This is a genomic window from Arthrobacter sp. UYEF21 (assembly GCF_040546085.1).
Taxonomy (GTDB): domain Bacteria; phylum Actinomycetota; class Actinomycetes; order Actinomycetales; family Micrococcaceae; genus Arthrobacter.
This window is the reverse complement of sequence record NZ_JBEPNF010000008.1, coordinates 90,384-116,028: the sequence shown is the minus strand read 5'-3', so window position 1 is coordinate 116,028 and position 25,645 is coordinate 90,384. Positions and strand designations below refer to the sequence as shown.

18 protein-coding genes and 1 tRNA gene are annotated in these 25,645 nt (G+C 65.5%); 15 read left to right on the top strand and 4 right to left on the bottom strand.

All coding sequences use genetic code 11. The annotated features are described in order from the left end of the window. Window positions 1-58 precede the first annotated feature (58 nt). The 4 genes from ABIB27_RS10595 (at window position 59) to ABIB27_RS10580 (ending at window position 5,146) form a co-directional block, all read left to right on the top strand. Window positions 59-1,264, top strand: a complete 1,206-nt coding sequence (locus ABIB27_RS10595) for a resuscitation-promoting factor (RefSeq protein ID WP_354253862.1) — start codon at window positions 59-61, stop codon at window positions 1,262-1,264. A gap of 184 nt (window positions 1,265-1,448) precedes the next feature. Beyond that, window positions 1,449-2,321, top strand: a complete 873-nt coding sequence (gene rsmA, locus ABIB27_RS10590) for a 16S rRNA (adenine(1518)-N(6)/adenine(1519)-N(6))-dimethyltransferase RsmA (RefSeq protein ID WP_354215171.1) — start codon at window positions 1,449-1,451, stop codon at window positions 2,319-2,321. Beyond that, window positions 2,318-3,280, top strand: a complete 963-nt coding sequence (locus ABIB27_RS10585) for a 4-(cytidine 5'-diphospho)-2-C-methyl-D-erythritol kinase (protein WP_354215172.1) — start codon at window positions 2,318-2,320, stop codon at window positions 3,278-3,280. Before rsmA ends, ABIB27_RS10585 begins: the two co-directional genes overlap by 4 nt. 39 nt (window positions 3,281-3,319) lie before the next feature. Then, window positions 3,320-5,146: an ABC-F family ATP-binding cassette domain-containing protein gene (locus ABIB27_RS10580; protein ID WP_354215173.1), complete on the top strand. Its 1,827-nt coding sequence runs from the start codon at window positions 3,320-3,322 to the stop codon at window positions 5,144-5,146. A gap of 376 nt (window positions 5,147-5,522) precedes the next feature. Here ABIB27_RS10580 and ABIB27_RS10575 read toward each other — a convergent pair whose 3' ends face one another. After that, window positions 5,523-6,149, bottom strand: coding sequence for a TetR/AcrR family transcriptional regulator (locus tag ABIB27_RS10575; protein ID WP_354215174.1), 627 nt, complete (start codon window positions 6,147-6,149; stop codon window positions 5,523-5,525). A 162-nt stretch (window positions 6,150-6,311) separates the two neighbouring features. On the opposite strand from ABIB27_RS10575, the gene ABIB27_RS10570 reads away from it, so the two are divergent. From ABIB27_RS10570 to sufU, 9 genes are all read left to right on the top strand, one after another. Continuing rightward, window positions 6,312-6,383: transfer RNA gene (locus tag ABIB27_RS10570), tRNA-Gln, on the top strand. A 109-nt stretch (window positions 6,384-6,492) separates the two neighbouring features. Beyond that, window positions 6,493-7,971 (top strand): bifunctional UDP-N-acetylglucosamine diphosphorylase/glucosamine-1-phosphate N-acetyltransferase GlmU, encoded by a 1,479-nt coding sequence (gene glmU, locus ABIB27_RS10565; protein ID WP_354215175.1) that lies wholly within the window; start codon window positions 6,493-6,495, stop codon window positions 7,969-7,971. A gap of 2 nt (window positions 7,972-7,973) precedes the next feature. Further along, window positions 7,974-8,954, top strand: coding sequence for a ribose-phosphate diphosphokinase (locus tag ABIB27_RS10560; protein ID WP_354215176.1), 981 nt, complete (start codon window positions 7,974-7,976; stop codon window positions 8,952-8,954). Between the two features lie 214 nt (window positions 8,955-9,168). Continuing rightward, window positions 9,169-9,753: a 50S ribosomal protein L25/general stress protein Ctc gene (locus ABIB27_RS10555; RefSeq protein WP_354215177.1), complete on the top strand. Its 585-nt coding sequence runs from the start codon at window positions 9,169-9,171 to the stop codon at window positions 9,751-9,753. Between the two features lie 95 nt (window positions 9,754-9,848). After that, entirely contained in the window at window positions 9,849-10,439 is a 591-nt protein-coding gene (gene pth / locus ABIB27_RS10550) for an aminoacyl-tRNA hydrolase (RefSeq protein WP_354215178.1), read from the top strand. A gap of 119 nt (window positions 10,440-10,558) precedes the next feature. Beyond that, window positions 10,559-13,297, top strand: coding sequence for a LuxR family transcriptional regulator (locus ABIB27_RS10545; RefSeq protein WP_354215179.1), 2,739 nt, complete (start codon window positions 10,559-10,561; stop codon window positions 13,295-13,297). Then, entirely contained in the window at window positions 13,284-16,103 is a 2,820-nt protein-coding gene (locus ABIB27_RS10540; protein WP_354253866.1) for a LuxR C-terminal-related transcriptional regulator, read from the top strand. The genes ABIB27_RS10545 and ABIB27_RS10540 overlap by 14 nt, the downstream gene beginning before the upstream one ends. 640 nt (window positions 16,104-16,743) lie before the next feature. Further along, window positions 16,744-18,069 (top strand): SufS family cysteine desulfurase, encoded by a 1,326-nt coding sequence (locus ABIB27_RS10535; RefSeq protein ID WP_354215180.1) that lies wholly within the window; start codon window positions 16,744-16,746, stop codon window positions 18,067-18,069. A 24-nt stretch (window positions 18,070-18,093) separates the two neighbouring features. Then, window positions 18,094-18,543 (top strand): Fe-S cluster assembly sulfur transfer protein SufU, encoded by a 450-nt coding sequence (gene sufU, locus ABIB27_RS10530; protein WP_354215181.1) that lies wholly within the window; start codon window positions 18,094-18,096, stop codon window positions 18,541-18,543. A gap of 92 nt (window positions 18,544-18,635) precedes the next feature. On the opposite strand, the gene ABIB27_RS10525 is transcribed toward sufU, so the two are convergent. From ABIB27_RS10525 to ABIB27_RS10515, 3 genes are read right to left on the bottom strand one after another with little or no spacing between them, the layout of a single operon-like run. After that, window positions 18,636-18,857 carry an SCO4848 family membrane protein gene (locus ABIB27_RS10525; RefSeq protein ID WP_354215182.1) on the bottom strand — a complete coding sequence of 74 codons (222 nt, stop codon included), beginning with the start codon at window positions 18,855-18,857 and terminating at the stop codon, window positions 18,636-18,638. 4 nt (window positions 18,858-18,861) lie between these two features. Continuing rightward, window positions 18,862-19,359: a DUF2505 domain-containing protein gene (locus tag ABIB27_RS10520; protein ID WP_354215183.1), complete on the bottom strand. Its 498-nt coding sequence runs from the start codon at window positions 19,357-19,359 to the stop codon at window positions 18,862-18,864. Window positions 19,360-19,406: 47 nt separating this feature from the next. Continuing rightward, window positions 19,407-20,951: an SDR family oxidoreductase gene (locus tag ABIB27_RS10515; protein WP_354253865.1), complete on the bottom strand. Its 1,545-nt coding sequence runs from the start codon at window positions 20,949-20,951 to the stop codon at window positions 19,407-19,409. Window positions 20,952-21,141: 190 nt separating this feature from the next. Between ABIB27_RS10515 and mfd the strand changes: the two genes are divergently transcribed. Next, the gene (gene mfd / locus ABIB27_RS10510) at window positions 21,142-24,831 is read left to right on the top strand and encodes a transcription-repair coupling factor (RefSeq protein ID WP_354215184.1); all 3,690 of its coding nucleotides are present in this window, start codon (window positions 21,142-21,144) and stop codon (window positions 24,829-24,831) included. 3 nt (window positions 24,832-24,834) lie between these two features. After that, window positions 24,835-25,644 carry a metal-dependent hydrolase gene (locus ABIB27_RS10505; RefSeq protein ID WP_354215185.1) on the top strand — a complete coding sequence of 270 codons (810 nt, stop codon included), beginning with the start codon at window positions 24,835-24,837 and terminating at the stop codon, window positions 25,642-25,644. Window position 25,645: the final 1 nt, after the last annotated feature.

Here is a 25,645-nt window from a genome sequence, read left to right as displayed (position 1 = left end):
CGGAGCTGTCCCCAGGGTCATGCGCCGGCTATTTCACTGCGTTTTTCCCCGTGCCCGGATGGACCTAAAGTTACGGGCAATCGTGGTCAAGTTCTTCACAACGGACGGTAAGTTCAGTTTTATCAAGATCGGCACCCAGCTTGTGGTGCTCTGCGCACTGGTGGTGGGCCTCGTCGCCTTCGTCGGAAATAACAAAACCGTTACCCTCAATGTCGACGGGAAAGTGACTTCGGTCCAGTCCTTCGGCGGCACTGTTGGCCAGGTCGTCAAGGGCGCAAACGTTGAACTGAAACCAGCCGACCGCGTCTCGCCTGCGTCGGACGCCAAAGTGGAGAACGGCACAGTCATCAACGTCAACAAGGCCAAGGCCGTAAAGGTCAGCCTGGACGGTGCGGAGAAGACCGTCAGCACCACAGCCCCAGACGTTGCCGGCCTCGTCACCGAGCTCGGGGTGGCCAGCGCTTCCTCGGTCTCCGTCCCCAAGGAGGCCCAGCTTGCGGTGGCAGGCTCCTTTGTCTCCATCTCCACCCCTAAGAGCATCAGCATTGTTGCCGACGGCAAGGTTTCTACGGCCACCACGACGGCGGGAACGGTCACCCAGGTGCTCGAAGACGCCGGCATCACCCTGGGCGTCGACGACCGGACGTCGCAGCCCGGCAACGCGCACGTGGTGAACAACATGGTGGTCAAGGTCTCGCGTGTGGATACCAGGCAGACCGCCGCTTCGACTGAAAACGTTGCCTTCGACAGCGTGACCACGGAGAGCGCTGAGCTGTTCAAGGGTGAGAAGGAAGTCACCCAGGCCGGCGTCGCAGGAAAGGTCGACAGGACGTTCAAGCTTGTGCTCGTGGACGGCCGTGAAGCTTCCCGGACGCTGGTCTCTGAGGCGGTATCGGTCCAGCCCGTGACGGAGAAGGTCACCGTGGGCAGCAAGGCAAAGCCAGCGGCGGCTGCCCCCCCCGCAGCGGGTGCCCCCCCCGCAGCGGGTACCAACACCGGCGCCGCGGCCCCGGCCATGATGAACGAAGCCATGTGGGACAAGATCGCCCAGTGCGAGGCCGGCGGAAACTGGTCCATCAACACGGGCAATGGCTACTACGGCGGTTTGCAGTTCGACATCCGGACCTGGATCGGGTCCGGTGGCGGCGCGTACGCCCCCAACGCCAGCCTTGCCACCAAGGCCCAGCAGATCGACGTCGCCAACCGTGTGTATGCACAGCGTGGCCTGCAGCCGTGGGGCTGTGGCTGGGCCGCTACGAGCTAAGCACCCGCCAAGCACTTGTACAGGCGGCAGCTGACCACAGCCGCCAGGCACACCGCATCAGTGGCCGGCCCCGGAAATCCGGAGCCGGCCACGGCCCTTAACCCGGAACGGTCAATGGCCGGGACGTCGCAGTACCTGTCACAAAAGGACCGGTCCGTCAATGCCGCCGGGATAGGATACCTAAGTGACTGAACCGATTGCCGCCAGGCCCGCACCCCTCTTTGGAGCCTCCGACATACGCCGGCTGGCAGAAGAAATAGGCATCCGGCCCACCAAGACACTTGGCCAGAACTTCGTCATTGACGGCAACACCATCCGCCGGATTGTGTCGGTCGCCGCCATCGGGCCGGAAGAAACGGTTCTGGAAGTCGGGCCCGGCCTCGGCTCTCTCACACTGGGCCTGCTGGACGCCGCGAAGACGGTGGTCGCCGTCGAAATTGATCCGGTCCTGGCGACGAAGCTGCCCGAAACCGTGCAGGCATGGCGGCCGGAAGCGGCGGACTCTTTCCACCTCGTCCAAGCCGACGCCATGAAGGTGACGTCCCTCCCGGTGGAGCCCACCGCCCTGGTGGCAAACCTCCCGTACAACGTGGCCGTTCCGGTGGTCCTGCACCTGCTCCAGCATTTCCCGAGCCTGCGGCATGGTCTGGTGATGGTCCAGGACGAAGTGGCGGACAGGCTCGCTGCCGGTCCCGGGTCAAAGACCTACGGGGTGCCGTCCGTAAAGGCCGCCTGGTACAGCAGCATGCGCAAGGCCGGAGTCATCGGCATGAACGTCTTCTGGCCAGCGCCGAAAATCCACTCCGGCCTCGTGGCCTTCACGCGGCGGGAACCGCCCGTCACAACGGCCACCCGCGAGCAGGTGTTCGCCGTAATTGACGCCGCTTTCGCCCAGCGCCGCAAGACGCTGCGGGCTGCCCTGGCAGGTTGGGCCGGGGGAGCGGCCGAGGCCGAACGCTGCCTGGTTGCCGCAGGCGTTGACCCAACAGCCCGGGGCGAAGTGATTGATATTCATGCCTTTTCCCGGATCGCCGAAGCCCGCGGGGCTACCGCATGAAGGGGCCTGCCGGGCGGTTTCCCGCCCGGACGGTCAGGGTGAAGGCACCTGGAAAAGTCAACGTTTCCCTCGACGTGGGACCGCTGCGGGCCGATGGCTACCATTCTGTGGCCAGCGTTTACCTCGCGGTTTCCCTCTACGAGGAGGTTGCGGCTACCAGCACACAGACGCCCGGGATCACGGTCAGCATCAGCCCGGCCAGCACCTTGGACCTCGATGGCGTGGACATCCCGCTGGATGAAAACAACCTGGCTTATAAAGCCGCGGCCATGATGGCAGACATCTCGGAGCGCTCCACCGGGGTGCACCTGGAGGTCACCAAACGCGTCCCCGTGGCTGGCGGCATGGGTGGCGGCTCGGCGGATGCCGCAGCCACCCTTTTGGCCTGCGACGCCCTCTGGAACAGCGGGCTGTCCCGGGATGAACTGGCACACCTGGCCGCTGAACTGGGCGCCGACGTCCCGTTTTCGCTCCTCGGCGGAACCGCCGTCGGGCTCGGTGTAGGCGATGAACTCTCACCGGCGCTGGTCAAAGCCCAGACGGACTGGGTCCTGGTGGCCGCAGACTACGGGCTGCCCACCCCGGAAGTTTTCCGCACCCTGGACCGGCTCCGGGAAGCTGAAGGCCTCGATGCGGCCGAGCCAACTGCCGTGGACGCCAAGATCCTGCAGGCCCTGCGCAACGGGGACGCCGACGCCCTGAGCCGGGTCCTGGTCAACGATCTTCAGCGGGCCTCCATTGAACTGGCCCCAGGGCTCCGCGCTACGCTGGGACGGGGCGAAGCCCTCGGCGCCCTTGCCGGGATTGTCTCCGGTTCCGGACCCACGGTGGCGCTGTTGACCCACAACCCCGCCGCCGCCGAAAGCCTGGCCGAGGACCTTCGGCATTACGGGCTGACGGCATTCCCTGTCCACGGGCCCGTGCATGGCGCCCGCATCATCTCCGATACCCTCCTGTAGAACACCACTACCTCACCCAGCAGCAGAAAGCAGTTCCCTTTGGCACACCTTCTTGGCGGCGAGAACCTCACGGTTTCGTACGCAACCCGCACCGTCCTGGACGGCATCACCCTTGGACTCGAGGAGGGTGACCGGATCGGCATGGTGGGCCGGAACGGTGACGGCAAGTCGACGCTGATGCGCCTGCTGGCCATGCGGTCCACCCCGGACTCCGGCCGGGTGACCAAGCGCAGTGAGGTTAACATCGGCTACCTGGACCAAAGCGACGTGCTCGACGGCGACCTCACCGTCGGTGCTGCGATCGTCGGAGACCAGGCCGACTACGAATGGGCCCGCAATCCGCAGATCCGGGAAGTCATGGGCGGCCTGGTGTCCGACGTCGACTGGCACGCCAACGTCCACGCACTTTCCGGCGGGCAGAAGCGCCGGGTGGCGCTGGCCAAACTCCTCATCGAGGACCACGACGTGATCATGCTCGACGAGCCCACCAACCACCTCGACGTCGAAGGCGTCGCCTGGCTGTCCCGGCACCTGAAGTCCCGCTGGCGTGCCAACCAGGGTGCTTTCCTGGTGGTCACCCACGACCGGTGGTTCCTCGACGAAGTCTGCACCAAGACCTGGGAAATCCATGATGGCATCATGGACCCGTTCGACGGCGGATACGCCGCCTACGTGCTGGCCCGCGCCGAACGGGACCGCTCAGCCTCCGTGATGGAAAGCAAGCGCCAGCAGCTCGTGAAGAAGGAGCTTGCGTGGCTGCGCCGCGGCGCCCCGGCCCGCACGGCCAAGCCCAAGTTCCGCATTGAGGCGGCTAACGCCCTGATTGCCGACGTTCCTGAGCCGCGTGACTCGACTGCCCTGAGCAAGATGGCCACCGCCCGGCTCGGCAAGGACGTCCTGGACCTTGAGAACGTCTCCCTGGACTTCCTTGGGGGAGACCCAGGGCAGAAGCTGTTCGACAACATCACCCTGCGGCTTGCCCCGGGGGAGCGGCTGGGCCTGGTGGGCGTCAACGGCGCCGGCAAAACCACGCTGCTCAAGCTTCTGAACGGCGAGATCCAGCCGACCTCCGGCAAGGTCAAGCGCGGCAAGACGGTGGTTACGGCGGTCCTCACCCAGGAGGTCAAAGAGCTCGACGACGTCTCGGACCTGCGCGTCATCGAGGTCATTGAACGCGAGAAGCGGTCCTTCAACGTGGGCGGCAAGGAGTTCACTGCCGGCCAGCTCGTTGAGCAGCTTGGGTTCACCAACGAGAAGCAGTGGACGCCGGTCAAGGACCTCTCCGGCGGTGAGCGCCGCCGCCTCCAGCTGCTGCGCCTGCTGGTGGGCGAACCCAACGTGCTGATGCTTGACGAGCCCACCAACGACCTCGACACCGATACGCTCGCCGCCGTCGAAGATGTGCTGGACGGCTGGCCCGGCACCCTTGTTGTGGTCAGCCACGACCGCTACCTGCTGGAGCGCGTGACGGACCACCAGATGGCGCTACTGGGCGACGGGAAGATCCGCGCCCTGCCGCGCGGCGTGGACCAGTACCTGGAACTCCGCGAATCCGCACTGGCCGGCTCCACCATCACCGGCGGCGGCAATCCCGTGACGGGCCCGAGCGGCAGCTCCACGCCTGCGGCCAGCGGAGCCTCCGAGGCCGAGAAGCGCGACGCCCGCAAGGCCAAAAACCGCATCGAACGCCAGATGGGCAAGCTCGAGCAGCAGGAAAAGAAGGTCCACGACCAAATGGTCAAGAGCACCGCAGAGTCAGACTTCGATGCCCTGGCCGAGCAGAACAAAAAACTCAAGGACCTCGCCGGCGAACGCGAAGCCCTGGAACTCGAATGGATGGAAGCCCTGGAAGTCCTCGGCGAGTAACCCTGCGCTACTTGGGTTGGGTGCTGGAGCCGGCCCTTCCGCGTCGCTTAGACACAGGGCAAAGGGGACGCTCCGGTCGCTGGGCGACCTCCGCGTCCCGATGCCCTGCGATGCGCTCCGTTCGGAAGGACCGCCACCGGCGAGGTACGTCACCTTCCCAAGTGGAACCGAACGCGCTCGGAACCTTCGGCATTGACGATCTGTGCGAGTCCCCAAACGGAACGGTCGGCACTAGCGGTGCGGGGGACCTTCGCGTAGTCGCGCATCGCGGCGCATCGGGCTCCGGAGGTCGCTCAGCGACCGCAGGAGTCCCATTGCGCTGTGTCTAAGCGACGGCGAAGGGCCGCTGCACCGCGGAGGATGGGCGCGGGAGAACTCAGCCCTCGGACTTCAGTTCCGGGTCTTTTTGGAGGCCGGTCAGGCCGTTCCAGGCGAGGTTTACCAGGTGCGCGGCGACGGTGTGTTTGTCGGGCTGGCGGCTGTCCTGCCACCATTGGCCGGTCATGGCCACCATGCCCACGAGCATCTGGGCGTACATGGCTCCGTCTTCGGCGCTGAACCCACGCCGGTGGAATTCGTCGGACAGGATGTGTTCCACGCGGGCTGTGACGTGGGAGAGCAGGGTGGAGAAGGCGCCTTCGGGCTGCGACGGGGGAGCGTCCCGCATCAGGATCCGGAAGCCCTCCGTATGGTCCTCGATGTAGGTGAGCAGGGCCAGGGCGGCGCGTTCCACCATGACACGCGGCTTCGCTTCCTCGGTCAGGGCAGCCGTGATGGAGTCCAGCAGGATCCGGAATTCAGAGTCCACCACCTGCGTGTACATACCCTCTTTGGAGCCGAAGTGCTCGTAGATCACCGGCTTGGACACACCTGCGCAGGCCGCGATTTCCTCGATAGTGGTGCCGTCGAGCCCGCGTGCGGCGAAAAGGCCACGGCCGACGTCGATCAGCTGGCTGCGCCGCTGCACGCCTGTCATCCGTGTCCGGGGTGGGTTGTTGCTCACATTTCCATCATGCCCTAGCGCCGCGCACCAAGGCCTCTGAAACGGGCCGGAACGGGCGCCGGGGCCGTGGTCCGGTTGCCCCGATCACCGTCCGTGTCGCGGGCTGCCCCGAACCCATGGCAAAATAACTACTTGTGCCTTGGCCTTGCGCCTCCGGCATGGTCCGCCCTGGTGTAATGGCAGCACCCCGGCCTTTGGAGCCGTGGAGTATAGGTTCGAATCCTATGGGCGGAACTGCTGTGCGGAGAGCGTCCAGTAGTATGAAGTCGGTGCCCCGCCAGGCTTGTGGCCGGACAGACACCGCGCCCAGCGCCACGCGCAACAATGCAAGGAGAGCCCGTACGTGAGCCCCGAAACTACCGGCCCAGCCGCGGTTATTGTCCTGGCAGCAGGCGCCGGCACCCGGATGAAATCCCGTACCCCCAAGATCCTGCACGAAATCGGCGGCCGCTCCATGGTGGGGCACGCTCTCCTGGCGGCCCGCAGCATCAACCCTGAGCGCCTTGCCCTGGTGGTCCGCCACGAGCGCGACCTGGTTTCCAGTCACTTGAACGAGTTGGACTCCGAAGCCCTGATCGTTGACCAGGACGAAACCCCCGGAACCGGCCGCGCCGTTGAGGTTGCCCTGCTCGCGCTCGACGCCCAGGAAAAACTTGCCGGCACCGTGGTGGTGACCTACGGCGATGTTCCCCTCCTCAGCGGCAGCCTCCTGGCGGATCTGGTGGCAACACACGAACGCGAAGGCAACGCCGTGACAGTGCTCACCGCGCTGCTCGATGACGCCACGGGCTACGGCCGCATCCTCCGCGGCGATGACGGCTCTGTCACCGGTATCCGCGAGCACAAGGACGCCACGGACGCCGAACGCCTGATCGGCGAGGTCAATTCCGGCATTTACGCTTTCGACGCCGCCGTCCTCCGCGACGCGCTGGTCCACGTGACCACTGACAACTCACAGGGCGAAAAGTACCTCACCGATGTGTTGGGTCTCGCCCGGGAGTCAGGCGGCCGGGTGGCCGCCGTCGTCACTGAAGACCGCTGGCAGGTGGAGGGCGCCAACGACCGCGTGCAGCTCTCAGCCCTTGGAGCCGAACTCAACCGCCGGACCGTCGAAGCCTGGATGCGGGCCGGTGTCACCGTTGTTGACCCTGCCACCACCTGGATCGATTCCACCGTCACTCTGGACGAGGACGTCCGGATCCTCCCCAACACGCAGCTGCACGGCGCCACCACCGTGGCGAGGGACGCCGTCGTCGGCCCCGACTCCACCCTGACCGATGTCCGCATCGGCGCGGGCGCCGCCGTGACCCGCACCCACGGCTCCGGCGCGGTCATCGGCGCGAAAGCCGCCGTCGGCCCCTTCACGTACCTGCGGCCCGGAACAGTGCTTGGCGACACGGGCAAGATCGGCGCGTTCTACGAAACCAAGAACGTCACGATCGGCCGCGGCTCGAAACTGTCCCACCTCGGCTACGCCGGCGACGCCGAAATCGGCGAGGACACCAACATCGGCTGTGGCAACATCACGGCCAATTACGACGGCGAGAAGAAGCACCGCACGGTGATCGGCTCTGGCGTCCGCACAGGTTCCAACACAGTGTTTGTTGCACCGGTCACCGTGGGGGACGGCGCCTACAGCGGCGCCGGCGCGGTGATCCGCAAGGACGTCCCGGCAGGGGCACTCGTCCTGTCCGTCGCTGCCCAGCGCAACGCCGAGGGCTGGGTTATTGCAAACCGCCCCGGTACACGCTCGGCAGAACTCGCCGAGGCGGCCACGTCAGACTCCTCAAGTACCCCAGCATCGACAGAAGAGGGCAAGTAACAATGAGCGAAATTACGGCACACGGCGAGAAGAAGCTGGTGCTTGCCGCAGGGCGGGCACACCCCGAACTGGCGCGGGAAATCGCCAAGGAGCTGGGGACCGAGCTGCTGCCCATTGACGCCTACGACTTCGCCAACGGGGAGATCTACGTCCGCGCCGGCGAAAGCGTCCGGGGAACCGATGCATTTGTCATCCAGGCCCACCCGGCACCGCTGAACAACCACCTGATGGAACAGCTGATCATGATCGATTCGCTGAAGCGGGCCTCCGCCAAGCGCATCACCGTGGTATCGCCGTTCTACCCGTACGCCCGGCAGGACAAAAAGGGCCGCGGCCGAGAACCCATTTCCGCCCGGCTCGTGGCGGACCTGTACAAGACCGCCGGTGCCGACCGCATCATGAGTGTTGACCTGCACACCTCGCAGATCCAGGGCTTCTTCGACGGTCCAGTGGACCACCTCATGGCCATCCCGCTCCTGGCCGATTACATCCGGACCAAGGTCGGCTCTGACAACGTCACCGTGGTGTCCCCGGATACCGGCCGCGTCCGTGTGGCCGAGCAGTGGGCTGAGCGCCTGGGCGGAGCGCCGCTGGCGTTTGTGCACAAGAGCCGCGACCTCACCGTGCCCAACCAGGCCGTCTCCAAAACCGTTGTGGGCCAGGTCGAGGGCAGGACCTGCGTCCTGATCGATGACATGATCGACACCGGCGGAACCATTTCCGGAGCGGTCCAGGTCCTCATGAACGCCGGTGCGAAGGATGTCATCATCGCCGCAACGCACGCCGTGTTTTCCGAACCCGCTGCCCAGCGGCTGGCCGATTCCGGGGCCCGGGAAGTTGTGGTCACGAACACGTTGCCCCTCGGCGCCCACCAGCATTTCCCGCAGCTCACGGTGCTGTCCATCGCCCCGCTCATCGCCCGCGCCATCCATGAAGTGTTCGACGACGGTTCCGTCACCAGCCTGTTCGACGGCAACGCCTGACCCCGTTGGTTGAGCCAGGCCAGCGCCATTTTCGATAATCGACTCCGGTGCTGGTAGGCTCTTCTACGATACCTTGGCGAGGGAGAGAAGTCTCCGTAATCGACTGGGTCTGCATCTCCCTTCTGGAAGGGCTCCACATGGTGGCCCGGCGTTGAAGGTCGTAACAGACCTCCGCCCTTGCTGAAAACCTTTTTAGTCTTCCGAGGAGATACACATGTCTGAGCAGAAGCTCGCAGCAGAAGTACGCACTGAATTCGGCAAGGGCTTTGCCCGCCGCGCACGCATGGCCAACCTGATCCCCGCCGTCATCTACGGCCACGGCGCCGAGCCGATCCACATTACCCTGCCCGCCAAGGCCACCACCCTGGCAGTCCGCACCGCCAACGCCCTGATGTCGCTGGACATCAACGGCGAAGAGCACCTCGCCCTGGTCAAGGACATCCAGCGCGACCCCATCAAGCAGATCATCGAGCACATCGACCTGCTGACCGTCCGCAAGGGCGAGAAGGTCACTGTGGACATCCCCGTCCACGTGGTGGGTGAACTGGCTCCGGGCAACGTCTACAACCAGGAGCTGACCGTCATCTCCCTCGAGGCCGAGGCAACCCACCTGCCCACCGCCATCGAGGTTGACATCGAAGGCCGCACCGCCGGACAGCACATCCACGCTTCGGACCTGCTTCTGCCGAAGGGCTCCGTCCTGCTGGCCGACGCCGATGCCCTGGTTATCAACATCTCCGAGGCCGTTGAGTCCGCTGAAGAAGAGGGCGACGCTTCCGCCGAGGCCGCAGCCGAGTAACAACTCCTCTGCTGACAACTGTGGCCGGGCCCTCCACGGGGCCCGGCCACAGCCATGTCCGGACCACTTCGGAATTCACAACTTAGGATGGAACAATGACTGACACCTGGTTGATCGTCGGGCTCGGTAACCCCGGGCCCGAATATAAGGGCAACAGGCATAATGTTGGCCAGATGGTTCTGGACGAACTCGCCGGCCGGCTGGGCGGAAACTTCAAAACCCATAAAACGCGGGCCCAGGTCCTCGAAGGGCGCCTGGGGATCGGCGGTCCCCGTGTGGTGCTTTCCAAGCCGCTCACATACATGAATGTGTCCGGCGGACCGGTGGCGGCCCTGGCAAACTTTTACGGCATCGGCCCGGCTTACGTGGTCGCGGTACACGATGAGATAGATATCGCGTTCAACACCGTGAAACTGAAATGCGGCGGCGGCGAGGGCGGCCACAACGGTCTGAGGGACATCTCCAAGGCGCTCGGCACCAAGGACTATCTCAGGGTCCGGGTGGGAGTAGGCCGGCCACCTGGCCGGATGGATACCGCAGATTATGTGCTGCGCGATTTTGGCGCCACGGAGCGTAAGGACATCCCATTTCTGTTGGATGAGGCCGCTGATGCGGTGGAGCTGCTGGTCAGGGAGGGCTTGACGGCGGCCCAGCAGAAGTTCCATCCGGCGAAGACCGACGTGTAGAAAAAAATGCCAAATTCCCCGTAACCCTGTTTACCTGTCCCTGCCAAGGGGTAGTCTTCTTCCTAAGCGGGGGGCGATGGGGCTTGTTCCCGCTTTAGTGGGATGTAGGGGAAAAGTTCATGTCAATCGAGCCACTCAGCTGGGGACGTGGGTCACCGCTCAACGACCTTGACCTGCGCACGGAAACTGCTGGCGCCTCGGAGCCACAGCGATGGTCTGTGCCCGCACGCAGCGCCAACCTCGAAGCCGTCCGCACCGCCTTGACTGGCCCAGACTCCCTGGGCGTTGTGGTCACCGGTGGACGCGGGGTGGGTAAGTCATCCCTGGCCAGGACGGCAGTGTCCGAGCTTGGCCCCGATGTTTGGACGCTGCAGTTGCGCTGCGGGACCACAACGGGCGATACCCCTTATGGTTGCCTTGCGTTTCTGCTTGCGCGCCTTCCCCAGGCTTACATGGGTTCACCTACCGCCATTTTGCGTGGGATTACGTCATTGATCCGGAGTGATGCGGCCGGGCGCCAATGCGTAATCACCTTGGATACGGCCGGCAACATCGATGAGATGAGCGCCGGCGTCCTGCTCAACATCCTCCTTACCGGGACCGCCCGCATCGTGGCCGTGGCGCCAAGGATCAGCGATCTTCCTGCTGACTTCCATTGGCTCCTCACCGACCGCCGGCTTACTGAGGTCAGGTTGGACAACCTGAATGAGCTGCAGACCCGCCAGGTGTTGCTTTCCCTCCTGGGCCACCGCGTCTCCGCCTCCCTGGTCAGTACGTTCCACACGATGGTTGGGGGAAATCCGCTCTTGCTCAAGGCGCTGGTTGCCGAGCAGCAGCAATCCGGGAACCTGGTCCTATCGGACTCGGTCTGGACCTTGCGGGACAAGGTAGTGCTCGACGGCGCGGCGAGCCTGGAGGACATCGTCCGGTCGCGATGGTCCCGGCAATCTCCCGAGGAGCGGGAAGTCATTGAAATGCTTTCCTGCGCCCGGAGCGTGGAGCTTTCCCGGCTGACCGCCGTTTACGGAGCCGGCATCGTGGCGGACATGGAAGATGCGGGCCTGCTGGAGATCGACGTGTCGGAAAACCGCTGGGTTGCGTTGCGGGAGATGTACTTTGGCGACGTCGTCCGCTCCTGGCTCAGCATCACCCGGCGCCGGGAGCTCCGGGGCCTGCTCCTGGGCGGGCAGGAGCCAGACCCTTCCACCATGACCGTGGAAGAGTTGATGGCGTTCGCGGCCTGGACCCACGAATGTGAGGCAGAGCTGAATCCGGCCATGGCGCTGGCGGCAGCCGAAGCTGCCGTCCAGCTCTTTGACCCGCACTTCGCCCTCAAATATGCCGAGACACTGAGACGGGAAGTTCCAGAGTGGGTGCCCGGCCAGCGGCAGCGAGCCGCCGCGTACTTGCTCCTGGACCTCCCACTGCAGGCCATGGCGGCCCTGGATGACATCTCACAACCGCAGCTGGATAACCTGGATGTCAACGAATACGCCCAGGTCATCGCAGCTAAGTCAGGGGTGATGGTATGGCTCCCGGAACATGCCGACAGGGTCCCTGCGCTGTTGCAGACCGCGCGCGAGCGGCTTGGCGCGGAGCCAGGCACCGCGAATGGGTGGCCGGACCCGGTTGCTGCGGCACGGAACAGAATCAGACTGTCCGAATTCGAATACCAGGCATTCGTGGGAGATTACGCCGCCGCAATACCGGCCCTGGAAGCCGCTGCCAACGCGGAGCTGAACCCCGATACCTGGTTCCGGATGCATTCAGCCCTAATCCTGATGAGCGCTTTGGCCATGACCGGGCGGGAGATGGACGCCCTGAGCCTGATGCGGCAGCTGGGCGGGCAGATTTCCGACGCCGGCGAGATCGTAGGCCTGCGGGAGAAATTCACTGGACGGGCTTACAACGTGCTGTTGACCGCCGGGCAATGGCGCCGCTGCATCGACCTCCTTAATCCGCCAGCGATGCGTGACATTCACCAGCTCCCCTTCCGGAGCGCCGCCGCGGAGCTCGCAGCAGGGATCGCCTACGTGTACGCGGGAAGGGGCGCTGTCGCCCTCGATTCGCTGTTGTCAGCGGCAGCACAGCTCGAGCTGCGTCCTGCCCAGGGCATCCGCCGGGCTGCCTACGCTGCTGTTGCCTTCGCCTATGCACAGATTGGCAATGCCGGGCAGTCCCGCAAGTATCTGGACAAGCTGCAGCGGACCGGTGGTGCCGCCGATCATGCCACGCGGAGCACCACTGACTTCTGCGCTGATATGGCAGGACGATGGCTGGGCGACATTAATGCCGCCGCCCGCCTGAAGGTATCTGCCCGGCGCGACATCGCGGCAGGAAGGTACACCCTCGCGGGGATCAGCCTGCTCGGAGCCACAGTCCACGGTTCAGAAGCCGACTTCCGCCTGCTCGAAGAAGTGGCCGACCACCGCCAGGGCCCGTTGGCGGAAATCTCGCGGCTCATTGCAATTGGCAGCAGGACGCACGACGCGAAGACTTTGCTCGCCGGCGGGGAGCTTGCCGCCACGCTGGAGCTGGATGCCGTTGAGGCCCGCTGCATGGCGCTGGCCGTTGACTACGCCCGCCAGGCAGGAGATCCTGCCTCGGCCAGGACCGCCCAGGCACGGCTGGACGTCCTCGCGGCCACCATGGCAAGCCTGCCCATCGTGCCGAGCAGCGGCAGCCCGCTCTTGACCGGCAGGGAGCGGCAGATCGCGCAGCTTGCCGGCCGGGGTGCGTCCAACCGCGATATCGCGCTGGATATGGGCGTTTCCGTCCGCACCGTGGAAGGCCATCTCTACCAGGTCTTCACCAAGCTGGGCGTAACATCCAGGGGTGATCTGACTGGACTCGTCTAACGGCCACTCACCGAAACCGGGATCCGCGCATCGCCTACTCACGGGCCGGCGGCAGCCGCTGGACCGGATCTGCAATATCATCCGGACCCGGACCAGCCAGGCGGTGTTCCTCATGGCAGGCCCCGGGATCGGCAAGACCACGTTGATTGAGACCATCACCGAGCGGCTTGCCGCTGAGATGATCATTGTTCAGATCCATGGAAGCTCATCCCTCTCCCGCGTTCCTTTCGGCATCCTTGCTCCCTACACGGCGGAGCTGACCGCCGAGGATTCTGTATCCCCGGTGGCTGTACTGAGGTCCGTCTGGAGTTACTTTGAGAAGCTCAAGGCCGGCCAAGACACTCCGTTGCTCCTCATGATGGATGACGCCCACCATCTGGACGAGGCGACGGCCAGCATCGTGGCCGACATGATTTCTGCGGGTTGGGCCAGTGTTGTGGCGGCGGGCAGACCGCGGCCCGGGCTTCCCCAACCCCTCGCGCAACTCTGGTATGACGGCCTGGCCGACCGCGTGGATCTCCGTCCCCTGAACCGGGAACAGATCGAGGAAGTCCTCGCCCATGCCCTCGACGGCACGGTCCCGGCCGGAACCGTTGACACGATCTGGAGCGCCTCCGGTGGTAATCCACTGATCCTCGATGCCCTGCTCCATGACGCCGCCGAGGGCGGCCAGCTCGCGAAGCGGAACGGGATCTGGATGCTGCTGGGGCCGTTTCCGGCCGAAGGACCCAGACTCATCAATGTGGTGGTGAAGGACATGCTCCGCCGAACTCCGGAAGAACAGGAAGCCCTGAAGCTGATTTCACTTGCCGGGCCCGTGAGCCGCAAGGTGATCGAGGACATCAGCGGTGCAGAGGTGGTGCGCTCACTGCTGGACCAGCAGATGGTGGTCGAAAACCAGGGGACCCCCGCCGATCTTCGGATCTGGAACGCGATGTTCGGCCGTGCCCTCCGGAAAAGCATTTCGGTCTCGCGGAGCCTGCAGCTGCTGGAGAAGATCCGGGAGCACCGAGGCACCGCGCCAGCCGGGTCCGGGAACGGGTTCGCCGCGCCAGCCGGGTCCGGGAACGGGTTCGCCGCGCCAGCCGGGTCCGGGAACGTGGGAACCGCGTCTGCCGGATCCGAGGGCCGGTTGAGGGTTGTGGAGTGGGCTCTGGAATGCGGAATTAAGACAGCCGAGTCCGAGCTTCTCGAAGCGGCCGGCACCGCGCTGGCCCGTTTCAGGAGCCGGAGCAGCCGGACCATGGCAGCCAAGGTGCTAAACCCTGACCTCGTGCCACAGGCTCGGGCAATCCAGGCGCGGGCCCTCTTCAACGAAGGCGACTACGCCGGTGCGGCAAAGCTCCTGGACGAATGCTGGCTGCAACTGGGAAACAGCGCCGCGGCTGCCCCCGTCCTGATGCTCAGGGCGAAGGTCCATGAAGCCGCGGGAACACCGCTGGCAGTGTTCGCAGCCGAATCCTTGAAAGCGCTCCGCAGTTCCAGTGCTGAAGTTGGAGCCGGCATTGGCGATAATGCTGACGCCCAAGCTGAATCCGGTGCAGAAGCTGCTCCGGTCACGGCCTGGCGTGGGCAGATGCTGCGCCTGCTGGTACTCGGTGAAGCAGGTAAATTCGAAGCTCTGGAAAGTGAGGTGCAGGAACTCCGGGCCCGCAACCCCGCCGGCTCTGCGGATGCTGCCCTGCGTGCGGTGGGAGCGGCTCTGCTGGCCCAATGCCTCGCTGCATCCGGTCGCTCCGTCCAGAGCCTGGACGCCGCGCTGCTGGCCGCCTCGGAACTTCCGGCCCTGGAAGGGGGCGTGTTCTTCTTCAATGAATTCGTCCTGAACCGCCTGGTTGGCGCCTACCTTGCTTTGGGGGATTGGGAGTCAGCGGAAGGGGAACTGGCGAACTACGCGGCCGGACAACCGCGGGCCGCAGCTGCCTTTGGCGGCAGCCTCGAAGTACTTCGCGGCTACTCATTGCTGCGGCAAGGTCGGATTGAACGCGCCTACCAAACGCTCCTTCCTGCGGTGGAGCACCTGAGGCTCAATGATCCGCTGCAACTGTTCCGGCTGGGCTCGTCGCTGGCGTTTTATGTGGCATCGAGGCTGGGTGATGCTGCTCAGTCCAGCCGGCTTGAGCTGGACTACAAGGACTCGCCGCCAGGTCCAGCCGGCCAGGAACTCCTGGCCACGGCCTACGCCGCCGCTGCTTCGGAGTACGTGACCCGTGACGGCAAGGGGATCGCAGCCCTGCACACCCTGTCCACCACCCCGGAGGTGTCGGCACGGGCCGGCACACTGCTGGAACTTCTGGCCATTTGTTGGGACCTGGGCGACCATTCCGTGATCCCGCTGGTCCACTCCCTGGCGGGCGAGGTCGAAGGACGCTGGGCAGCGGCCATGCTCACGCTCGCTGACCAGTGGGAGGTCCCCGATGCCGATTCCCTCATGGTGACGGCTGCCAGGCTTGAAGCGGAAGGGTTCGTGAACTTGGCCAGGGAAGCCTACGCGCGGGCGAGCTCCGTTTTGGAGAGTGCAGGTGAACGTCGTCGTTCCCGCCAGGCGGTTGCCCTACGGGAGAAATGCGACCACGAACTGGGCGAGCGGTTCCGGGAAGGGCAGTTCATTGCCGCAGGGCCCACTGTGCATCTCACCCGACGGGAACAGGACATCGTGGAGCTGGCTGTCCAGGGCCTCACCGATAGGGAGATTGCCCAGCGGCTCATGGTGTCCGTGCGGACGGTGGAGGGCCACCTGTACCGCACCTACGTGAAACTCGGGGTGCGGAGCCGCGACGAACTGTCCACCGCCCTGGCCCATTAGGTTGCCAGCGGCGCATGCCGTGCGGTGAGACTGCCCTAAACCGGCTCCTGACTGCCTGCTGCGCGCTGGCTGGACTTTTCCTGCCCTGCTCCTGACTGTGGACTGGCTTCTGCCCTGTTTCCTTCCTGGCCCCGGCCCCGGCACTGGCACCGGCACTGTCTCCGGCCCCGCCTCCTGCGCAGTGTGCGGACCTTCCGTCAAGGAGCCGTCTATGGGCGACAGCAGACCCTCCGTGCACCGTGTGTGGCGACGTCGAGTGGCGCTGGCCGGGAATACGCGTATCAGATGGGCGTAACCCGGAGGTGCGCCGTTGAAAAGTAGAGTACTGCCTACTCGTGCCGCAGGTGACCGCATGCGATTAACTAAAGGAGGCAGAAAGAGGCGGCCGCAACCGCCGCAACTCCCGCCAAACAGACTTTCCAGGTCTTGTCTCAATACTGACTTCCGGCGCCAGCGCCGGACCGAGACTGGGCCGGCGACGTCAGAGTCTTCTGAGACCGAGGCTCTCCCCCCAGCCGTCGCCGGCCCTCTTATCCGCGGGTGAAGCCCGGAGCTGCTGTGGCGGCCGCCCCCGGCGGCCGCCACAGCGGTGTTGTGGGACAATTGAGATGTCAATCCATTGGCATCTCAAGGAGTTACTTTGGCCCTCGTATCAACGCCAGCCACGCTGGAACATGCCGTTCCTGCCATGGATAACGCCGAGGTACTCAGAATCAGGAATGACTTCCCGGTGCTTAGCCAACTGGTGAACGGCCAGCCGCTGGTGTACCTGGATTCGGGCGCGACCTCGCAGAACCCCCTGAGTGTGATCGAGGCCGAGCAGGAGTTTTACGAACAACGCAACGCCGCCGTGCACCGCGGCGCCCACCACCTTGCGGTGGAGGCCACCGAGGTTTTCGAAGACGCCCGCCAAACCATCGCGGACTTCATCGGTGCCGACTACGAAGAGACCGTGTGGACGTCCAACGCCACCGAAGGCCTGAACCTGATCAGCTACGCACTGTCCAATGCCACCCTGTGGGCTGCCCAGGGGCGCGGGGACGCCCGGCTGAAGGAACTTGCCGTCGGACCCGGGGACCAGATCGTGGTCACCGAAATGGAGCACCACGCCAACCTGATTCCTTGGCAGGAACTGGCCTTCCGCACTGGCGCCACCCTGCGTTATATCCCCATTGACGACGCCGGAGCCCTGCGCCTGGACGTCGCGGCGGAGATCATCGGGAGCAGGACCAAGGTGCTGGCCTTTACGCACGCGTCCAATGTCCTGGGCACCATCAACCCCGTGTACGAACTCGTGGCCCTTGGCCGGGCGGCGGGAGCGCTGGTGGTGCTGGACGCCTGCCAATCAGCGCCCCACCTGCCCCTGAACGTCAAAGAGCTCGACATCGACTTCGCGGTCTTCTCCGGCCACAAAATGCTGGCGCCCACCGGAATCGGCGTGCTGTATGGCAAGAAGGACCTCCTGGACGCGCTGCCGCCGTTTCTCACCGGCGGTTCCATGATCACCACAGTGACTATGGAACGCGCAGAGTTTCTGCCCTCGCCGCAGCGCTTCGAAGCCGGCACCCAACGCATCTCCCAGGCTGTTGCCCTGGCTGCCGCTGCAACTTACCTCACCGAAACCGGCCTGGACCGCGTGCACCGCTGGGAATCGGAGCTCGGCCAGCGCATGGTGGCCGGGCTGGAGGCCATTCCCGGAATCCGTGTACTGGGGCCCGCAGCCGGCCGGGAGCGGATCGGCCTTGCCGCATTCGACGTTGAGGGTGTGCACGCACACGACGTCGGGCAGTTCCTGGATTCCCGCGGCATCGCCGTCCGGGTGGGGCACCATTGCGCGCAACCGCTCCACCGCCGCCTGGGCCTGACCGCCACCACCAGGGCAAGCGCCTACCTGTACAACACTACCGACGACGTCGACGCCTTCCTGGAATCCGTCGCCGGTGTCCGGTCCTACTTCCGCGTCTGACGCGACCACCGAAGGTATACCAGCATGAGCCTTGACCAGCTGTACCAGCAGATCATCCTTGACCATTCCAAAGCCCGCCACGGCAGCGGCCTGGCCGGCATCGACGCTCCCGAAGGGGCGTCCACCGGGCAGTCCCATCAGCTGAACCCCGTCTGCGGGGACGAAGTCACGCTCCGGGTGGCAGTGGAAGACGGCAAGGTGGCGCAGATTTCCTGGGACGGAGCAGGGTGTTCCATTTCCATGGCCTCAGCCTCCGTGCTCAGCGAACTCGCGGAGGGACTGACCGTGGACGAACTTCACACGATCATTGGCAATTTCCGGGAGGTCCTGCGCTCCCGCGGGAAGATCCACGCGGATCCCGAGATTCTTGGCGACGCGGCCGCGTTCGAGGGTGTGGCCCGCTACGCAGCGCGGGTGAAGTGCGCCATGATTTCCTGGGTAGCCGCCGAGGACGCGCTCAACCAGGCAGCCTAGGCAGGCGCCTCCTGTGCCCGGGGCAGAGGAGGCGCGCCTGCATCACTGCGGCAGCTTCGGCCGGATATTTAGACCGGTTAGCCTGACAGTTGCTAGCCGAGCAGGCCCATCACCCCTATAACGGCGGTGGCCGCCCCCAGCACCATGGAGATGCTGACGAGGACCAGATGGACCGTGAGGAACTTCGTGGCCTTGCCGTTGCCGTCGCGCGCCCGGGGATCCTTCATGACCCGGCGCAGGAACTGCGGCCAGACCGCCAGCGACCAGACGCCGGCGATGATGAGCAGCCAGGCGGCAAAGAGGGGAAGCTGCATGGACTCAGTGGCTTTCGAGCCAGGCCTGGGCCCGCTGCGACTGGATGTTGAGGGCTTTGGCCACCATGGGTTCGGCCGCCTCGGCGATCTTGCTGCCGAGGAACGGCACGGACGAGGTCACGTTGCCTTCGAGCTCAACCCGGGTGCTGCCGCCCTCGGCCACGAGCCGCTGGACCGCGGTCACGTCGATGGGTGCGCCGGCAATCTTCAGCGTGATGTTACTTTGGCGGGAACCGTCTGCCGCGGGGGCGTCCCAGTTTTCCACCTGCGTCACCGTGAGGTTTTCGCCCACGAACTTACGGGCGATTTCCGGCAGGCGGGTGGTGGGCAGGGTCCGCACCGACGTGGTGCTGAACGCCCCGGCAACGTCGCCATCCACGGCGAAGGACTCCAGTGTGCCGCCGACATATTCACTTGTGTGCCGCTGGAAGTCCTCGTTGATGAAAACAGCAGCGACGCTGTCGACGGCGTGCGGAAGGGTGGTGGTTGCACTCAGTGCCATGGATCCTCCAGTGATACGGGGTCGGTACGCTTTTTGCTCCCCACATCTTACGGGGAGCCTGGCGTGTTCTTGGAACCGGACTCCGTGCGCTCTGCATCGGCGAACTTCTGCGCTGCAGTGGTAATGTTCCGCGCCATCGCCGGAAAAATGAGACTGTGGAAGGGCAGCACGGCGAGCCAGTAGAGCCGGCCGCTGAGGCCTTTGGGGAAGAAAATGGCGCGCTGCCGGTAGAGGCTGCCGCCGCCGTCGGGCTCTACGGACAGTTCAAGCCAGGCACGCCCGGGGGCGCGCATCTCTGCCCGCAGGCGGAGGAGCTTCCCGCGGTCAATCCGCTCCACACGCCACCAGTCCACCACCTCGCCGGGGGCGAGATTTCCGGGGTGCCGGCGTCCCCGCAGGAGCCCGGCACCGCCGGTGATCTTGTCCAGCCAGCCACGGACGCGCCAGGCGAGCGGCAGGGAATACCAGCCGTTTCGGCCACCGATACCTTCGATGACCGTCCACACGTGGGCCGGATCAATGTCCCCGTGGAACGTCCGCTCGTCCACGTAGACCTTGTGGCCGGACCAGTCCGGATCGCTGGGCAGGGGATCGGCATCGGCGCCGGCTTTGGCCCACGTGGTCTCCACGTGGCCGTCGCGCTCTCTGCCCAGCGCGAGGGCAACGGCACGCCGGTAGGGCGTTAGTCCGCCCGCCGGCACGGGAATGACGGAATCGATATCGTGCTCCCGGGTTACGGCGTCGTGCTGCAGCGACTCGACCAGCGGCAGCGACATGGACAGCGGGATGGGCGTGGTCAGGGCCACCCACAGCCCGGCGAGCTTCGGGGCGGGAATGGGCAGCGCGAGCACCACCCGGTATGGCAGTCCGGCCTCGGCAGCATACTCCTTCATCATGCCGGCGTAGCTCAGTACCTGGCGGCAGCCAATGTCGAACGTGCGGTTTATGGGGCCGGCAAGGGACGCGGCGCCGACAAGATAGTACAGCACGTCCCGGACGCCGATGGCTTCAATCCTGTTCCGCACCCAGCTCGGGGCCGGCATCAGTGGGAGGGTTTCGGAGAGGTGCCGGATCATTTCGAACGACGCCGACCCGGACCCGATCACCACCCCCGCCTGGAAGACCACTGCGTCCACCGGACTGTCCAGGAACACCTTGCCCACTGCCTCCCGGGACCGCATGTGCGTGGACAGCTCCACGTTGGCCGGGTGCAGGCCGCCCAGGTAGACGATCCTGTCCACGCCGGCATCGGCTGCCGCCTGCGCGGCCGTCTCCGCCATCGCCTTTTCCTTGGACTCGAAACCTGCCCCGGCGGCCATGGAATGGACAAGGTAGTACAGCACGTCAACCCCGGCCAGTGCGTCGCGCAGGGCCCCGCCGTCGTCGAGGCTGCTCTGGACCACCACCACATCATCAAGCCATGGCACGCCGGCGATCTTTGCCGGCGTCCGCACCAGGACCTTGACGGTGTGCCCGGCCTCCAGCAGCCGGGGGACCAGTCGGCCACCGATATAGCCGGTCGCCCCGGTCACCAGGACGGTCCTGGTTTTCCGGTCAGTGTCGAGGATGGGGGTGGCGCTCGGACTGTTCATATCGCTCACTGGAAAGCTCCTCAGGCCTGGCGGAGGACCCGCATCTGGCGATGCGGTTCATCAGCAAGCGTAGCAACGCGTTCCGGGAGTGCGCCGGGGCAGGAGTAGGCTGGGACGACCCGGGATTCGAAGAGAATTTCGGGTCTTCGTGTTGCCTGCGCTTCCCTTGAACCACACAGGAGTTTCCGCCATGAGCCCCACCGGCCCGTCCCATCCCGGTCCCTCGCTTGCCGGGCTCCGCAGTGTCCTGGCTGAAGACCGCACGTTCTCCCGGGTCAAGGCCGAGGCAGCGCGGGGGTTTGACGTCCGTGGCCAGGATTACCAGATCAGTGCACCGGCAGGACTCCGCGCCGTCCTGCTCGCCGAAATGGCAGACGGCCTGGCCGCTGCCGGCGCCGCGGACGCCGCAGACGGAACGTCCGACGGCGCGATCCCGGCCGTGGTGCTCGCCGTCACCGCAACGGGACGGGAAGCAGAAGACCTGACGGCAGCCCTGCGCGCCTACCTGCCGGCCGATGCCGTGGCCGAGTTCCCCAGCTGGGAAACCCTGCCGCACGAGCGGCTCTCACCCCGCTCGGACACCGTCGGCCGGCGGCTGTCCGTCCTGCGCAGGCTCGCGCACCCGGAAAGCTCGACGGCGGGCCCCCTGCGGGTAGTCGTTGCGCCGGTACGGTCGGTGGTCCAGCCACTTGTCGCCGGCCTGGGGGAACTGGTCCCGGTCACCCTGAAGGTCGGCCAGGAGGTGCCATTCACGGACGTGGTGCGACGGCTCGCCGACGCCGCCTACGCACGCGTGGACATGGTCACCCATCGCGGCGAGTTCGCCGTACGTGGCGGCATCCTCGACGTGTTCCCGCCCACCGAGGACCACCCCATCCGGGTGGAGTTCTTCGGCGACGAGGTGGACCAGATGCGCTGGTTCGCCGTTGCAGACCAGCGCTCGCTGTCAGCCCCGGGCGTGCACCACCCCACCGAACTGCACGCGCCGCCATGCCGCGAAATCCTGATCACACCCTCTGTCATGTCACGGGCCGCGACGTTGAAGACCCAGCTTCCCGCGGCCGCGGACATGCTGGAGAAAATCGCCGGCGGCATCGCGGTCGAAGGTATGGAGTCCTTGGCGCCGGTGCTGGTGGACGCCATGGTCCCCTTCGTGGAGCAGCTGCCCGCCGGATCAATCTCCGTGGTGATCGAACCGGAGAAGGTCCGCACGCGCGCGCACGATCTCGCGGCGACCAACGAAGAGTTCCTTGAAGCGGCGTGGTCCACGGCATCGGACGGCGGCACGGCACCGCTGGACCTCAGCTCGCAGGCCTCGGCTGCCCTGCATTCGGCCAGCTTCCGCTCGCTGGCAGAAACCCGCAGTACCTCGCTGGCGCACGCGGTGTCGTGGTGGTCCATTACCTCGCTGGCTACCGACGAGGAGCTGCTGCCGGAGATCGACGTCCTGAACCTCCACGCCCGGGAACCCCGCGGCTACCAGGGCGACGTGGCCGAAATGATGGACTTTATCGGTTCGCATGTCCGGGACCAGTGGCGGATTGTGGTGGTCACCGAGGGGCCCGGGCCGGCCCAACGCCTGGCGGAACTTTTCCACGAGTCGGACATCCCGTGCGCCCGGGTGGAGACCCTGGACAAGGAGCCCCAGGCGGGCATCATCGAGGTGACCACTGCCGCCGTCGGACGCGGTTTTGTCCTGGAGAACCTCAAACTGGGGCTGCTTACCGAAGCGGACCTGCTGGGACGGACTTCAGCAGGTTCCACCAAGGACATGCGGCGCATGCCGTCCAAACGCCGGAACGCCGTGGATCCCCTGCAGCTGGTCAACGGGGACCACGTGGTGCACGAACAGCACGGCATCGGCCGGTTCATCGAACTGATCCAGCGCAAAGTAGCCGGCGGCGGCGACGGCGTCCGTGAATACCTGGTCCTCGAATATGCCCCTTCCAAACGCGGGGCTCCGGGGGACCGGCTGTTCGTCCCCACCGACCAGCTGGACCAGGTGACCCGCTACGTCGGCGGCGATACGCCTGTCCTGAGCAAGATGGGCGGCTCTGATTGGGCCAGCACCAAATCAAAAGCACGCAAGGCGGTCAAGGAGATCGCCGGCGAACTTATCCGGCTCTACTCGGCACGCATGGCTTCCCGCGGCCACGCCTTCGGGCCGGACACTCCCTGGCAGCGCGAGCTGGAGGAAGCGTTCCCGTATGTGGAGACGCCGGACCAGCTGACCACCATCAACGAGGTCAAGGCTGACATGGAGCGCGAGATTCCCATGGACCGGCTGGTCTCAGGCGACGTGGGCTACGGCAAGACCGAGATCGCCGTGCGGGCGGCGTTCAAGGCGGTCCAGGACGGCAAACAGGTGGCAGTGCTGGTGCCCACCACCCTGCTGGCCCAGCAGCACTACGAGACGTTTACCGAGCGCTTTTCCGGATTCCCGCTGCGCGTCAAGGCCCTGTCACGCTTCCAGGGCGCCAAGGAATCCAAGGAAACCGTGGCGGGCGTCAAGAGCGGTTCCGTGGACGTGGTGATCGGCACGCACAGGCTGCTGTCCAAGGACTTCGCGTTCAAGGACCTGGGCCTGGTGATCGTGGACGAGGAACAGCGCTTTGGGGTGGAGCACAAAGAAGCGCTGAAGAAGATGCGCACCAACGTGGATGTCCTGGCCATGAGTGCCACGCCGATTCCGCGCACGCTGGAGATGTCCCTGACCGGCATCCGCGAGACGTCCACGCTGGCTACACCGCCTGAGGAACGCCATCCCGTGCTGACCTATGTGGGTCCCTACACGGATAAGCAGACCTCGGCAGCGATCCGGCGTGAGCTGATGCGCGAAGGCCAGGTGTTCCTGGTGCACAACCGCGTGTCCACCATCGAGCGGACCGCAGCGAAGGTCCGGGAGCTGGTTCCGGAGGCACGGGTGGAGGTGGCGCACGGGCAGATGTCGGAGAGCCGGCTGGAGCAGATCATCGTGGACTTCTGGGAGAAGCGCTTTGACGTGCTGGTGTGCACCACCATCATCGAGACGGGCCTGGACATCTCCAACGCCAACACCCTGATCGTGGACGGTGCAGACAAGTACGGGCTCTCCCAGCTTCATCAGCTCCGCGGCCGGGTGGGCCGTGGCCGTGAACGTGCCTACGCCTACTTCCTGTACCCGTCGGAGAAGCCGCTGGGTGAAGTGGCGCTGGAACGGCTCAAAGCTGTTGCCACGCACAATGAGCTTGGTGCCGGCATGCAGCTGGCCATGAAGGACCTCGAGATCCGCGGCGCCGGCAACCTGCTGGGCGGCGAACAGTCCGGCCACATCCAGGGCGTGGGCTTTGACCTGTACATCCGGCTGGTGGGTGAGGCGGTGGCGGATTACCGCGGCGACGCCGAGGAGAAGGCTGCCGAGATGAAGATCGAGCTGCCCGTGAACGCCCACCTGCCGCACGACTATGTGCCGGGGGAGCGGCTGCGCCTGGAGGCCTACCGCAAGCTCGCCTCAGCGTTGACGAACGAAGCCATCGAGGAAGTCCTGGCCGAGCTCGTGGACCGTTACGGGGAGCCGCCGCTGCCGGTCCAGAACCTGATTGCCGTGGCCCGCTTCCGGGTGGGCGCCCGCGAAGCCGGACTGTCCGACGTCGCGCTCCAGGGGAACTTCATCAAGTTCTCCCCGGCCCAGCTGCCGGAGTCCAAGCTGATGCGCCTGACGCGGATGTACCCCGGTGCCCAGCCCAAGCCCGCCATGGACGCGGTGTTGATTCCAAAGCCCAAGACCGCCAGGATGGGTGGCCGTGACCTGCAGGACGCCGAAATCCTGGAATGGGCCAACGGGGTCATCCGCAACATCTTCTCCGCCGCCCCACTCGCCGCACCGGCAGTAAGCGGCTGAACCATGATGGGAGGACATCACGCCGCGTCGGGAGCCGCGGCGTGGGTAGCTATTGCCTCGACCGGGCCGTACACCCTGGGCTGGTATCCGCTTGACGCCGCCGGCATCCTGATCGGCGGCATGGCGACGGCGGGAACAGCCTTGGTGTGCGACTGGGACCACCGCCACAGCACGGTGGCGAACTCGCTGCCTCCGCTGTCCAACGTGATTGCCATGGGGATTGAAAACGCCAGCGGTGGGCACCGGCAGGGCACGCACTCCATCCTGGGGGCGGCGTTCTTTGTGGTGCTCGCCATGATGGCCGGGCAGATCCAGCTCCAGACGGACTGGGGCCTGCTGTCCGTCGGCGCCGGCCTGCTGTGCATGTTCATGATCAACATTGCCGCCAAGGCGCTGAAGCTGTTCCCCAAGTCCGGGTTCGTCAGCAACTGGATCTTTGCCCTGACCACGGCTGGCTTGGTGACGTGGTTCGCGCCGCACCAGTGGACCTGGCTGCCGGTGTCGATGCTGACCGGTGTGGTGGTCCATATCGTGGGGGACATGATCACCACCGGTGGCGTGCCGCTGCTCTGGCCCATCGTCATCAAGCCACCCAGGTTCCTGCGGAAACTGCCCGTAGTTAATGACGTCTGGAAAGCCAACGGCGCGTTTTCCTTGCCGCTGCTGGGCCGCGCGGGGTCGCGGCGGGAGTGGCTGGTGCTGATCCCCGTGAGCGCCTACGCGATGGTGGGTATGTGTGTGGCGGCCTGGGCCGTGGCAAAGGCGCACTGGCCGGGAGTCCTCGCGGTGCTTGGCGGGGTAATTCAGCCTTAAA